A 12,398-nucleotide genomic window follows, 5' to 3' on the forward strand; every position below is an offset into this window, starting at 1 on the left:
AACATTTGAGGTTCCGCCGCGGACCGGCCCCGCGCCGGCGGACCTACAGCCGGGCCCGGAGCGCCGGGTGGTCCGAGACCACCGTGCAGGACCCGGGCGCGATCTCCGTGAACCCCGCGTCCCGCACCACCGGCAGCCCGCTCGCGCTCAGCTCCGCCCACCGCTCGCGCGGAGCCGTCCGTACGGCCAGTCGGAAACCGGAGTCCCGCCACGCGCCGCGCTCCGCCGGGGTCAGCTCCCACCACGCCAACTGCGCCGCGTGCCCGGCCTGGGCCATCGCCTTGCCGGCCGACATGTCGAGGTCGGGGTTGAGCCACAGCACCGGCACCCCGGGCGCCGCCGGGGCGACCGGCTCGGGGTCGTCGAGGTCGGTGCCCGACACCTGGAGCTTGGCCAACTCCTTCGGCCAGCCGTCGAGCGGCACCGGCGGGAAGACCCGTACCTCGGTGTCCGCCCCCGAGGGGCCGTCGCCGTGGACCGTGACCCCGGGCAGGGTCCCGGCCTTGCGCCATTCCGCCCCGCGGGCCCGCCGGACCACCTTGCGGATACGCGCGTCCTGCCAGTCCCGGACGGCCGCGGCCCACTCGCCGTCGCCGTGCGAGCGCTCGTCCGTCAGCAGCACCAGCACCGCGCGGGCCGCCGTCTCCAACGCGTCGGTCCTGGCCGGCGGCGAGGTCTTCTCGATCCGCACGACCAGCGGCAGCACGAACTGGGGGGCCTCGTCGCGGGTGGCGTGCTCCTTGCGGAACGGGCTGTCGGCCCCCACGGCCGGTGCGGGGGCGGTGTCCGGGCGGGCCTGGGTGTCCTCGGTGCTCATCCGACCCAGTCTGCCGGCCTCCGACTTCAGGGGGATGCCGCAGGGGTGGCGTCCGGGCGAGGATCGAGCCCATGAAGAGTGATCTTTTCGCGTCCGAGAACCTGGTCCGGTCATCCGCCGTACCCGGCATGACCCTCCAGAACGCCAAGTCCGTCAAGTACACCGTCAACGGGGAGATGCTGGCCCGCCAGGGCTCGATGGTCGCCTTCCGCGGCAACCTCCGGTTCGAGCGCAAGGGGCAGGGCATAGGCGGCATGCTCAAGCGCGCCGTGACCGGTGAGGGCCTGGCCCTGATGTCGGTGCGCGGTCAGGGCGAGGCCTGGTTCGCCCACCAGGCCGCGAACTGCTTCATCGTGGAGTTCGAGCCCGGTGACGCCCTGACCATCAACGGACGCAACGTGCTGTGCTTCGACCCGTCGCTGTCCTACGAGATCAGGATGGTCAAGGGCGCGGGCATGACCGGCGGAGGCCTGTTCAACAGCCTGTTCACCGGTACCGGCAAGCTCGCGGTGATCTGCGACGGCAACCCGATCGTCATCCCGGTCACCGCACAGGCGCCGGTCTACGTGGACACGGACGCGGTCGTCGGATGGAGCGCCTCCCTGGAGACCGGACTGCACCGCTCCCAGTCGATCGGGTCGATGATCCGCGGCGGCTCCGGGGAGGCCGTCCAACTCGAACTCAGCGGCGAGGGCTTCGTCATCGTCCGCCCCAGCGAGGTCACCGAGGCGCCCGCGGCCCACTGAACGGCCCCCTTGCGGACGAGGTGCGTACCCTCGTCCGTATGGACCGTGAACAGCGGAACGAACAGCGGAACGAAGAACGGGACGAGGGGCGCGACGCCTCCTACTGCCCCGCCCCGGCCGCGCCCGCCGGGCGGGTGGACGGGCCGCCGTACGCCGACTGCGTGGAGTGCGGCAAGCCCACCGAGTACGGGGTCGCCACCCCCGGCGTGGTGCTGTGCCCGGTGTGCGAGTGGCAGGACGCGCAGCGCTCCGCCTGTTCGGGATAGACCCGTCCCGCCGCCTACTTCCCGATCAGGTCGGAGACCTTCACGAAGCGGTAGCCGCGCTTGCGCAGCTCGGGGACGACCTTGCGGACGGCCTCCTCGGTGACCGGCGCGGCGCTGCGCGTGCAGTGCATGACCACGACCGAGCCCGGCTTCACCCCGCTCAGCACCTGCTCGGCCACCGCCTCGGGGTCCTTGGCGAAGGCGTCGCCGCTGACGACGTCCCATTGCACGGCCGTCACCCTGGCCGGGGACAGCGCCCGTAGGGCCTGGTCGTCGTAGCACCCGCCGGGGAAGCGGAAGTAGGGGACGGTGTTGACCGCGCCCGCCGTCCGGAAGGCGGCGAACGCCCGGTCCACGTCGGCCTTCGCGGCGGCGGCGTCGAGCGCGGGGAGCCCGTAGCAGGGGGACTTGAAGGCGTGGTGGCTGTACGAGTGGTTGGCGATCTCGAAGTTGGGATCGCTGCCGATGGCCTTCGCCTGGTCGGGGTACTCCTCCGCCCAGCGGCCGGTCATGAAGATCGTGGCCGGCACCTTGAGGGCGCGCAGCGAGGAGATCAGCTGCGGGTTGTCGAAGCGTTCCCCCGAGGCGGCGCGCGGGCCCTGATCGGAGGTCATGTCCGCGTCGAACGTCAGGGCCACGGTCTTGTCGGTCCGCTGCTTCGCCCGTTCGAAGACGGGTGTCAGGCCGTTCGGACCGGGTGGCAGGACCGCGACCGCGGCCGGCGCGCCGGCCTTCGGCGAGCCCGAGGGGGTGGCGGACGGCGAGGCGGGCGCGGGCGCCGCCGAGGTGCCCGTCCGGGCCTGGTTCGCGGGCTTCGGCGAGCCGGTGCCGCCCCCGCAACCGGCGAGGGCGGCACCGAGGGCGGCCACGGCCGCGGCATTGCGCACTGCTACGGAGAGGGTCACGCCAGGCAAAATATCCGACTATGTGGCAAGTAGACGCGCGCGGCACTCGTCTACGTCGAAATCAGCACTCGGATAGCGCGGGTCCATGTCCTCCAGATGCTCCGTCAGGAGCCTGCCGATGGCCCAGTTGCGATACCACTTGCGGTCGGCGGGCACCACGTACCAGGGCGCGGCGTCCGAGGCGCAGCGCTCCAGCGCCACCTCGTAGGCGCGCTGGTACGCCGGCCACAGTGCCCGGTCGTCGATGTCGCCCGGGCTGAACTTCCAGTGCTTGGACGGGTTGTCGAGCCGGGCCAGCAGCCGTTCGCGCTGCTCCTCGTAGGAGATGTGGAGGAAGGCCTTCACGACGGTGACGCCGTCCTCGGCGAGCGACTCCTCGAAGCGGTTGATCTCGTCGTAGCGCCGGTTCAGCTCGGGGCGGGGAACCAACGCGCGGACGCGGGCGACCAGGACGTCCTCGTAGTGCGAGCGGTCGAAGATGCCGAACTCGCCGGGCCGGGGGAGGGCCTTCGTGACCCGCCACAGGAACGGATGGCTCCGCTCCTCGGGGGTGGGCGCCTTGAAGGCCCGGACGCGGCAGCCCGAGGGATTGAGGAAGCCGATCACGTGCTTGACCGTGCCGCCCTTGCCGCTGGTGTCCATGCCCTGGAGCACGAGCAGGACCCGGCGCCGGTCACCCGCGGTGCTCGCCGCGTACAGCCGTTCCTGGAGCGAGGCGAGCGGATCGGCCATCCTCGCGGTGTCGGCCACCCCGTCCGCCTTGCGGGACGGGCCGCCCGGGGTCGAGGACGGGTCGACGGCGCCGAGGTCGACCCGGCCGGGCGGGACGCGCAGCAGCGCGCGCAGGGAGGACTTCCCCGTCTTCTTGCCCTGCCGGTCCTTCTCCGCGGCGCGCTTCGCCCCGTCCTTCTTCGCCATCGCCGTCCACCCCGATCAGTCGACTTCGTCCGATCATCCGACATCGGGGGCGGCGGCGCACGGTGGGGCGCCTCAGTGGTTCCAGGGTCCCGTCACCGCGAAGGTGGTCCCGGGGGTGTAGGCGTTGACGTACAGCGTCCGGGCTCCGGGGGAGAAGGTGACCCCGGCGAACTCGGCCCGTTGCGGGGCGCCGGGCTTGCCGATGTCCTCCGCGTTGCGGGCCACCGGGTACACCTCGCCGTCCAGGGTCACGCCGAAGACGTACTGGTCGCCGCCACCGTCCTCGCACACCATCAGACCGCCGTCCGGGGCCGGGCAGATGTTGTCGGGGCAGTCCCCGGGCAGGGTGATGTCGGTGGACGGCCCGAACACCACGCCCAGGCGCAACCGGGCGCGGCGCGGATCGTAGAACCAGACCTGCCCGTGGTGGTCGGCGGCCGCTCCCTCGCGGCTGCGGGCGTAGCTGGAGACGAAGTGGACGCCGGTCCCGCCCCAGTAGCAGCCCTCCAGTTTCTGGGCGTGGGTGATCCCGCCCCGGCCGAAGTCCTGGAAGCGGACGGCCGTCCCGGCCGCCGAGGGGTCCGGCACGGGGACCCACTCCACCGGGAACTCGGCCCCCGGCTCGTCCACGACGGACAGGTCCCGCACGCCGGGCACCCGCAGCGCCTGGAGGGCGCCGCCCGCCCGCAGGGAGCCGAGGCCGCCGAGGGGTCGGGCGGGCAGGAACCGGTAGAAGAGCCCGAACGGCTCGACGAACGCGTCCTCGGTCTCGTAGACGACCCCGGTGTACGGGTCCACGGCGACGGCCTCGTGCGCGAAGCGGCCCATCGCGGTGAGCGGGACGGCGCCGGAGCGGAGGGGGTCGGCCGGGTCGACCTCGAAGACGTACCCGTGGTCCCGTGCGTACCCGTCCGTCCCCGCCCGGTCCTCGGTCTCCTCGCAGCTCAGCCACGTGTTCCACGGGGTCCGCCCGCCCGCGCAGTTGACGGCCGTCCCGGCGAGGGCGACGCGCTCGGCGGTGAGGTCCCCGGCCGGGTCCACGGTGAGGACCGTGCAGCCGCCCAGGGCGCCCGGGTCGTAGGTCAGGCCGTCGACGGCGGGGACGCGCAGGGCGGCCGTGGCGCGGTTCTCGTGGTTGCGGACCAGACGTACGCCGCCGCGCGGCCCCGCGCCGAAGGCGGCCATGCCGTCGCAGTTGCCCGGCACCAGGCCCCCGCCGGAGCGCAGCGGCGTCCCGGCGCGGGAGAGCACCCGGTAGGAGAACCCCACCGGCAGGTCCAGCAGCCCGTCCGGGTCGGGGACGAGCGGCCCGTACCCCCGGCGGACCGGGGTGGCGCCCGCCGCTCCGCCGAACAGCGCGCCGAGCGCCCCGCTGAAGGTGATGCCGGCCGCGGCGAGCAGGCTGCGTCGGGTGACGGACATCGGCGACTCCCGGCTGCGGGGCGGACCAAGCGACCGGGCCGTGGTACCACGCCGACTCCGCCCCGTCCGGTGCCCCGCGCCGAGTGGTCACCCCCGCGGGTGGCGCCGGACGGGCGACGATGGGCCCGACGCCGTCGCGATCGGCCCGGGGCCCGCGCGGCCGGGGCGGGAGCCCGCGCGGCCGGTCGGCGGGGCGGCGTCCGCCACCGAGGCGACCGGCCGCGTCCGGAGCCGGGTCGGCGTCAGATCAGTTCGGCGCTCAGGGTGATCGTCGTACCCGTCAGGGCCTGGCTCACCGGGCAGTTCTTCTTAGCGTCCTCGGCGGCGGCCGCGAAGGCGTCGGCGTCCAGACCGGGGACCTCGGCGCGCACCGTCAGGTGGATGCCGGTGATGCCCTCACCGGGCTGGAACGTCACGTCCGCCTTGGTCTCCACCCGGGTGGGCGGGGTGCCGGCGCCGTCGAGGCCGTGCGAGAGGGCCATCGAGTAGCAGCTGGAGTGGGCGGCGGCGATCAGCTCTTCCGGGCTGGTCTTGCCGTTCGCGGCCTCGGCGCGCGAGGGCCAGGAGACGTCGAACGAACCCCGGCCCGAGGAGTCGAGGGTGACGACACCCGAGCCCTTGAGGAGGTTGCCCTGCCAGTCGGTGTGCGCGGTACGCGTGGTGGCCATGGTGGATCCCTTCGCAGAAGTGGAAACGACCGAACCGGACGTACGCGTGACGATCCGTACGCGCGAACGGCCCGGCGCGACCCAACCTACTGGGCCACCAGCCCCTTCGCGTCGCGTGCCAGGGCGGTGAGCCGCGATATGGCGCGGAAGTACTTCTTGCGATAGCCCCCGCCCAGCATCTCGTCGCTGAACAGGCGGTCGAACGGCACGCCGGAGGCGAGGACCGGTATCTCGCGGTCGTACAACCGGTCGGCGAGGACCACCAGTCGCAGCGCCGTCGACTGGTCCGGGACGGCACCGACATCCGTCAGGCACACCGCGGATATGCCGTCGGTCAGCGCTCCGTAGCGGCTCGGGTGCACCTGGGCCAGGTGCTCCAGCAGCCCCGGGAAGTCGTCCAGGCTCGCGCCGGGCGTCGCGTACGCGGCCTTGGTGACCTGCTCGTCGGAGAACGGCGCCGGGGCCTCGGGCAGTCCCCGGTGCCGGTAGTCCTGGCCGTCGATCCGCAACGGCCGGAAGTGCGCGGACAAGCCCTGGATCTCCCGCAGGAAGTCGGCGGCGGCGAACCGGCCCTCGCCGAGCTTGCCGGGCAGCGTGTTGGAGGTCGCGGCCAGTGCCACGCCCTGCTCGACGAGCCGGCTGAGCAGTGAGGACACCAGCACGGTGTCGCCCGGGTCGTCCAGTTCGAACTCGTCGATGCACAGCAGCCGGTGGCCGCCCAGGGTCTGCACGGTCTGCTGGAAGCCGAGCGCGCCGACCAGGTTGGTCAGCTCCACGAACGTCCCGAAGGCCTTCAGCGCGGGCTCGGCCGGGGTGGCGTGCCACAGGGACGCCAGCAGGTGCGTCTTGCCGACGCCGTAGCCGCCGTCGAGGTAGACCCCGCGCGGGGCGGCGGCCGGGGCGGGCGCCTTCTTTTGGAACCACTTGCGCTTGCCGGCGCCGGCGGCGTGCGCCCCGCCGAGACCGGCGGCGAAGGCGCTCAGCACGGTGACGGCCTCGCGCTGGCTGGGCTGGGTGGGGTCGGGCTCGTAGGTCTCGAAGCGCACCGAGTCGAAACGCGGCGGCGGCACCATCTCGGCGACCAGTCGTTCGGCGGGCACGCGGGGGGCCCGGGCGCACAGGGCCTGGGGGCCCGCGTCGGCTGTCGGCTGCCGCCCGGAGGCCTGACCAGAGGTCGTGAGAGAGGTTGACACAGCCCTTAACTCTACGGGCCGTGGCACACTGCGACGATGCGACGCCTGTTCCCTGTGACCGATCAGACATCAGCAGACCGGAGCGACCGCCCGTGGTCGCCGGACGAGCTCGCGGAGGCCTACGCGTATCCCGAGCTCGGCCCCGACGGCCACTGGCTGCGGGCCAACATGGTCTCCACCCTGGACGGGGCCGCCCAGCACGACGGCCGCTCCCAGCCCATCTCCAGCGAGACCGACATGCAGATCTTCGGCACCCTGCGCGCCCTGGCGGACGTGATCGTCGTGGGCGCGGAAACGGTTCGCCAGGAGGGGTACCGCCCGGCTCGGGCCCGGCAGGCGTTCGCGGAGCGCCGCAGCGCCTCGGGCCAGGGTCCCGCGGCCGCCATCGCGGTGATCACCGCGAGCATGGACCTGGACTTCTCCCTGCCCCTGTTCACCTCCCCCCTGGTACCGACGCTGGTCCTGACCGGCGCCGCCGCGCCCGCCGAACGGGTGGCGGAGGCGACCGGGGCCGGGGCGCAGGTGGTCATCGCGGGCGACGGGGCGGTCGTGGACCCCGTACGGGTGGTGCGGGAACTCGCCGCGCGCGGGCTGCGTCGTCAGCTCACCGAGGGCGGCCCCCGGCTGCTGGGGCAGTTCGTGGCCGCCGACGTGCTGGACGAGCTGTGCCTGACGATCTCCCCGATGCTCACGGCGGGGGACGCCCAGCGCATCGCCGGAGGCCCCTCCGTCACGGTTCCGCACCGGCTCGCGGCGGCCGGTGTGCTGGAGGAGGCCGGCTTCCTCTTCACCAGTTACCGTCGAATCTGAACAAGGGGCGGAATTCGTCGTTCCGCTTTGCTTCCGCTGGGCACATACCTGGGCAGAGATATCCGCGCAAGCCCGCGCGAGAGCGGGGCAGGATGGTTTCCGCAGAGGCCGGCCCACCGGCCTCGGCCCATGAAGGAGAGGGCGTCCGTGTTCACGAGCGTATTGATGATCGAGCAGCCGCTGACCCCGGTGGACGTGGACTTCGTCACCACCCTGCACGGAGACGACGAGGTCTCGTTCGTCGTCCTCATGCAACCGAGGGGTGACCAGGACAGGCTGTTGCGCGCGATCGACGACGTGGCGCTGGGTGAGCTCCCCGAGGCCCTCCACGAGGGCGACGAACCGGAGGGCGCCGCCGCCCGCCGCCCCGCCGCCCAGGCCCTCGAACACTCGCTGGAAGCCCTGCGCAGAAAGGGCGCCAAGGCCGTGGGGCAGCTCGTCGAGGACCACCCGCTCGACCGGCTCAAGGCCGTCGTGGACGAGACCGCGGCCGATGAGGTGATCGTCTTGACGGCCCCGCACTTCGTCGAGGAGTTCTTCCACCGGGACTGGGCCTCCCGCGCGCGGCACAAGGTCGGCGTTCCGGTGCTCAAGCTCTTCGCCCACAACGAATAGGCTGGCCCCGGCTCACCCCTAGCAATCGATACCTGGAGCGACCTGAATGAAGCCCGGCCTGCCGACCGCCATGGAACGGCCCCACTTCATCGGCATCGGCGGAGCCGGCATGTCCGGCATCGCGAAGATCCTCGCCCAGCGCGGCGGGCGGGTGGCCGGCAGCGACGCCCGTGACTCCGAGACCGCCCAGGCGCTGCGCGCCCACGGCGTCACGGTGCACATCGGGCACGCCGCCGGCCACCTCGCGGACGACTCCACCTGCGTGGTCGTCTCCAGCGCCATCCGCGCCGACAACCCCGAGCTGGCCCGCGCCGCCGAACTCGGCATCCCGGTCGTGCACCGCTCCGACGCCCTCGCCGGCCTGATGGACGGCCTGCGGCCGATCGCCGTCGCGGGCACGCACGGCAAGACCACCACCACCTCGATGCTGGCGGTGTCCCTCTCGGCCCTGGGCCTGGACCCCTCCTACGCCATCGGCGGCGACCTGGACGCCCCGGGTTCCAACGCCCACCACGGCGAGGGCGACATCTTCGTGGCCGAGGCGGACGAGAGCGACCGCAGCTTCCACAAGTACGCCCCGCAGGTCGCGATCATCCTCAACGCGGAGCTCGACCACCACGCGAACTACGCGTCGATGGAGGAGATCTACGAGTCCTTCGAGACGTTCGTCTCGAAGGTCGTCCCCGGCGGCACCCTGGTCGTCGCCCACGGCCAGGCCGGTGCGGCCGAGATCGCCGCCCGCGTCGCCGGGCGCGAGGGACTGCGGGTCGTCACGTACGGCGAGGAAGCCGACGCCGACGTCCGGATCACGAAGATCACCCCGCGCGGGCTGACCAGCGAGGTCACGGTGGTCCTGGACTCCCGGATGCTCACCTTCACCGTCTCCGTGCCCGGCCGCCACTACGCGCACAACGCCGTCGCGGCGCTCGCCGCCGGAGTCGCGCTCGGCATCCCGGCCCACAACCTCGCCTCCGCCCTCGGCAAGTACACCGGCGTCAAGCGCCGCCTCCAGCTCAAGGGCGAGGCCGCGGGCGTGCAGGTCATCGACTCCTACGCGCACCACCCCACCGAGATGACCGCCGACCTGGAGGCCATCCGGGGCGCCGTCCGTGGGGGCACCTCCCACGCCGAAGGCGTAGGGGGAGACTCCCGCATCCTCGTCGTCTTCCAGCCCCACCTCTTCTCGCGCACGCAGGAACTCGGCAAGGAGATGGGCCTGGCCCTGGCCCTGGCCGACGCCTCCGTGGTCCTGGACATCTACCCGGCCCGCGAGGACCCCCTCCCCGGCGTCACCAGCGAGATCATCATCGAAGCGGCCCGGACGGCGGGCGCCGACGTCGCCGCCGAGCACGACAAGGACGCCGTCGCCGACGTCATCGCGGGAATGGCGAAGCCCGGTGATCTCGTTCTCACCATGGGCGCGGGCGACGTCACGGATCTGGGACCGCAGATCCTCGCCCGCCTGTCGGGCTGAGAGCCAGAGGAGCGGGAACGTCATGGCGTACGAGGTCGAGAAGACGGACGAGCAGTGGCAGGCGGAGCTGACCCCGTCCGAGTACCGGGTGCTGCGCCTCGCGGGCACCGAACCGGCCTTCCGGGGTGAGTACACGGACACCAAGACGGAAGGCGTCTACTCCTGTCGGGCGTGCGGCTCCGAGCTGTTCCGCTCCGACACGAAGTTCGAGTCGCACTGCGGCTGGCCGTCCTTCTACGACCCGAAGGACAGCGACGCCGTCGAACTCATCGCGGACACCTCGCACGGCATGGTCCGTACCGAGGTCCGCTGCGCGAAGTGCGGCTCCCACCTGGGCCACGTCTTCGAGGGCGAGGGCTACCCGACCCCCACCGACCAGCGGTACTGCATCAACTCGATCTCCCTCCGCCTGACCCCGACGGAGGGCTGACCGCCCGAGTGCTGCCCCCCCGGCTCCCGCCGGGGGACCACAGGGCCGGCCCTGTGGTCACGCCGGTCGGGCAGGCGCGGACACCGTCCCGGCCGGCGCCGTCAGGTCCCATCCGACGGCGCCGCCGACGCGCCCCGCCTGGGTGGGGTCGAAGTACCGCTCCAGCAGGAGGCGGGCCGCGTCCGCGAGCGTGCCCGGGTCGGCGAGCAGGGTCTCCACCTCGGGCCGCAACCGCCCGCGGGCGCCCTGGGCCCGCAGCCGGTTGCCCCGCTCAGGGGCGTCCGAAGCGATGGGCCGGCCGTCGCTGTCGCGCGGGTCCCACAGCGTCCGCTCCAGGTGTACGAAGGGCATCGCGGCCCGCTCCCGCGCCCGGGCCTGGCTCGTCACGTCGGGCCCGAACTCGTTGATCAGTCCACTGACGGGTTCCTCCAGGTCGGCGTAGGTGACCGACGTACTGCCCGTAGCGGCGAACCGTCCCAGGAGCCAGAGCACCAGCAGGGGCTTGTGCGGGGCACGTTGTCCGGCTATCCGTGCCAGGCGCAGCCCGGACAACACGTTCAGGAGTTCGTCACGGGTCACGATGCGCACACTCCCGGGGACGGGTCGCTGGACGGTCACGCCGGGCAGCATAGGGGGCCTGCGGCGTCGACGGTTCCCCTGCCGCGGCTCAACCCTCCCGCGCGGTGAGGTAGTCGGTAAGGGTGCGGGTCGGGGTCCAGCCCTGGGAGCGGGCGCGGGTGAGGTCCAAGACCACCGGGTGGGCGAGTTGGTCCACCGCGTAGCGGCTCAGGGCCGGCTCGCCGCGGGAGAGCGTCTGCGAGATCCGGGCCGCGGCGAGGGCCACGCCCGGTGGGAGGTGCCGGATGCGGGCCCGCACCCCGTGCGCGCGCAGGACCGCCCCGACGGCGGCGTCGCGGGAGTAGGGGTGCGCGTCCGCGATGTTGTACGCGCCCGGTGCCCAACCCGCCGCCGCCAGGCAGGCGTCGGCGAGGTTCTCCACCGCCGTCAGGCTGAGTCGTACGTCGGGGCCGGGCAGCAGCAGGGTCCCGGCCCGGACGCGGGACAGCAGCCGGGGCAGCAACTGGGTGTCGCCGGGGCCGTAGACGGCCCTCGGGCGCAGTACCACCGCACCGGCGGCCAGCGCCAAGGCCTCGGCCGCCGCCTTCGTGCGGCCGTAGGCGTTGAGCTGTCCGGCCCGCGGGTGGTCCTCGCGCACCAGGGAGCGGTCCCGGCGCGGGTCGTAGACGCTGGCGCTGCCCACCCAGACCACCGGGCGCCCGGCCGCTGCCCGCAGCAGCCGGGCGGTGCCGTCGACGTTCACCGCCCGCATCGCGGCCTCGGCGGCCGGGCCGGGGGAGGGGTCTCCGACCGCCGCCGCGCAGTGCACCACCAGGTCGGTGTCCGACAGGTCCGGTTCCGCGCGGGCCGCGTCCCAGTACCGGTGCGAGCCGACCGGCCCGGGACGGCGGCCCACGCACACCACCTCCGCCCCGCTCGCGGCGGCCGCCCGGGCCACGTGCCCGCCACAGAAGCCACTCGCGCCGGTCACGGCGATACGGAGCCTCACGCGCCCGCCCCCACCCTCAGGACGCGCCACCCCGGCAGGGCCGCCCGCCGGTCCACCCGGGCCCGGGTCACCACCGGCCGGTGCGGGGCCAACGCCGCGAGCAGGTCGAAGAGTTGGGCCCGGGCGAGTGCCGCCCCGGGACACGCGTGCGGCCCCGCCCCGAACACCAGCGCGGCCACGCCCGCCGGGGCGGGCCGGCGGGCGTCCGGATCACGCCGGTGGGCTTCGGCGGCGTGCCGCGCGAACAGCAGCAGCCGGTCCCCGGCGCGCACCGGGCAACCCCCGACCGAACCGTCCGCCGCGGCCACCCGGGGCAGCAGCGGCGAGGCCGCCGTGACCCGCAACAGCTCATCCACCAGCCGGGGCCGCAGCCCCGGATCGTCCGCCTGGTCCCACAGGCGGGCGTCGGCGCACCAGGCCACCGCCCGGGGCAGCGCCGCCACGGTGGTGTTGACGGCGGCCACCGCGGCCATCGCCGCCAGGGCGTCGTCCGACCCGCCGCCCAGCAGCTCCCGCAGCCGGGCCGCGGTACGGGCCGCCGCGGCCCGCGCCCCCGGCCGGGGCGGC

14 protein-coding genes and 1 pseudogene are annotated in these 12,398 nt (G+C 73.6%); 6 read left to right on the top strand and 9 right to left on the bottom strand.

Annotation, left to right across the window (positions count from 1 at the left end; all coding sequences use genetic code 11):
• Positions 1 to 43: 43 nt before the first annotated feature.
• Positions 44 to 817, bottom strand: coding sequence for an aminoacyl-tRNA hydrolase (locus E6R62_RS08465; RefSeq protein WP_136212686.1), 774 nt, complete (start codon positions 815 to 817; stop codon positions 44 to 46).
• 71 nt (positions 818 to 888) lie between these two features.
• Here E6R62_RS08465 and E6R62_RS08470 point away from each other — a divergent pair, with 71 nt between their 5' ends.
• Together E6R62_RS08470 and E6R62_RS08475 are read left to right on the top strand one after the other, a co-directional pair.
• Entirely contained in the window at positions 889 to 1,563 is a 675-nt protein-coding gene (locus E6R62_RS08470) for an AIM24 family protein (RefSeq protein ID WP_136212687.1), read from the top strand.
• Between the two features lie 38 nt (positions 1,564 to 1,601).
• Complete coding sequence (locus E6R62_RS08475; RefSeq protein ID WP_136212688.1) at positions 1,602 to 1,829, top strand: hypothetical protein; 228 nt, start codon at positions 1,602 to 1,604, stop codon at positions 1,827 to 1,829.
• Between the two features lie 14 nt (positions 1,830 to 1,843).
• Here E6R62_RS08475 and E6R62_RS08480 read toward each other — a convergent pair whose 3' ends face one another.
• The 5 genes from E6R62_RS08480 to zapE form a co-directional block, all read right to left on the bottom strand.
• Positions 1,844 to 2,734: a polysaccharide deacetylase family protein gene (locus tag E6R62_RS08480; RefSeq protein WP_240801544.1), complete on the bottom strand. Its 891-nt coding sequence runs from the start codon at positions 2,732 to 2,734 to the stop codon at positions 1,844 to 1,846.
• A gap of 18 nt (positions 2,735 to 2,752) precedes the next feature.
• Entirely contained in the window at positions 2,753 to 3,652 is a 900-nt protein-coding gene (locus tag E6R62_RS08485; RefSeq protein ID WP_136212689.1) for a PPK2 family polyphosphate kinase, read from the bottom strand.
• A gap of 72 nt (positions 3,653 to 3,724) precedes the next feature.
• Positions 3,725 to 5,074, bottom strand: coding sequence for an alkaline phosphatase PhoX (locus E6R62_RS08490; RefSeq protein ID WP_136212690.1), 1,350 nt, complete (start codon positions 5,072 to 5,074; stop codon positions 3,725 to 3,727).
• A 242-nt stretch (positions 5,075 to 5,316) separates the two neighbouring features.
• Positions 5,317 to 5,742 (bottom strand): OsmC family peroxiredoxin, encoded by a 426-nt coding sequence (locus E6R62_RS08495; protein WP_136212691.1) that lies wholly within the window; start codon positions 5,740 to 5,742, stop codon positions 5,317 to 5,319.
• Between the two features lie 86 nt (positions 5,743 to 5,828).
• Positions 5,829 to 6,935, bottom strand: a complete 1,107-nt coding sequence (gene zapE, locus E6R62_RS08500) for a cell division protein ZapE (protein ID WP_136212692.1) — start codon at positions 6,933 to 6,935, stop codon at positions 5,829 to 5,831.
• 36 nt (positions 6,936 to 6,971) lie between these two features.
• Here zapE and E6R62_RS08505 point away from each other — a divergent pair, with 36 nt between their 5' ends.
• The 4 genes from E6R62_RS08505 to msrB all read left to right on the top strand — a co-directional run bounded on the left by E6R62_RS08505 (position 6,972) and on the right by msrB (position 10,264).
• On the top strand, positions 6,972 to 7,745 hold the full coding sequence (locus tag E6R62_RS08505; protein ID WP_136212693.1) for a pyrimidine reductase family protein: 774 nt from the start codon (positions 6,972 to 6,974) through the stop codon (positions 7,743 to 7,745).
• A 147-nt stretch (positions 7,746 to 7,892) separates the two neighbouring features.
• Positions 7,893 to 8,360 carry an indole-3-glycerol phosphate synthase gene (locus tag E6R62_RS08510; protein ID WP_136212694.1) on the top strand — a complete coding sequence of 156 codons (468 nt, stop codon included), beginning with the start codon at positions 7,893 to 7,895 and terminating at the stop codon, positions 8,358 to 8,360.
• Positions 8,361 to 8,406: 46 nt separating this feature from the next.
• A complete protein-coding gene (gene murC / locus E6R62_RS08515) occupies positions 8,407 to 9,834 on the top strand; it encodes a UDP-N-acetylmuramate--L-alanine ligase (protein WP_136212695.1) in 1,428 nt (475 codons plus the stop codon).
• Between the two features lie 22 nt (positions 9,835 to 9,856).
• On the top strand, positions 9,857 to 10,264 hold the full coding sequence (gene msrB, locus E6R62_RS08520) for a peptide-methionine (R)-S-oxide reductase MsrB (RefSeq protein ID WP_136212696.1): 408 nt from the start codon (positions 9,857 to 9,859) through the stop codon (positions 10,262 to 10,264).
• Positions 10,265 to 10,408: 144 nt separating this feature from the next.
• Here msrB and E6R62_RS08525 read toward each other — a convergent pair.
• From E6R62_RS08525 to E6R62_RS08535, 3 genes and pseudogenes are all read right to left on the bottom strand, one after another.
• Positions 10,409 to 10,843 (bottom strand): annotated as a pseudogene (locus tag E6R62_RS08525) (restriction endonuclease); the annotation flags it as partial.
• Positions 10,844 to 10,931: 88 nt separating this feature from the next.
• The gene (locus E6R62_RS08530) at positions 10,932 to 11,831 is read right to left on the bottom strand and encodes an NAD(P)-dependent oxidoreductase (protein ID WP_206308686.1); all 900 of its coding nucleotides are present in this window, start codon (positions 11,829 to 11,831) and stop codon (positions 10,932 to 10,934) included.
• The coding region (locus tag E6R62_RS08535) for a cytochrome P450 (RefSeq protein ID WP_136212698.1) at positions 11,828 to 12,398 on the bottom strand (571 nt) is incomplete at its 5' end. The genes E6R62_RS08535 and E6R62_RS08530, both read right to left, overlap by 4 nt.

Origin of the sequence: Streptomyces sp. A1136 (genome assembly GCF_004795055.1) — a bacterium.
Classification (GTDB): Bacteria; Actinomycetota; Actinomycetes; order Streptomycetales; family Streptomycetaceae; genus Streptomyces.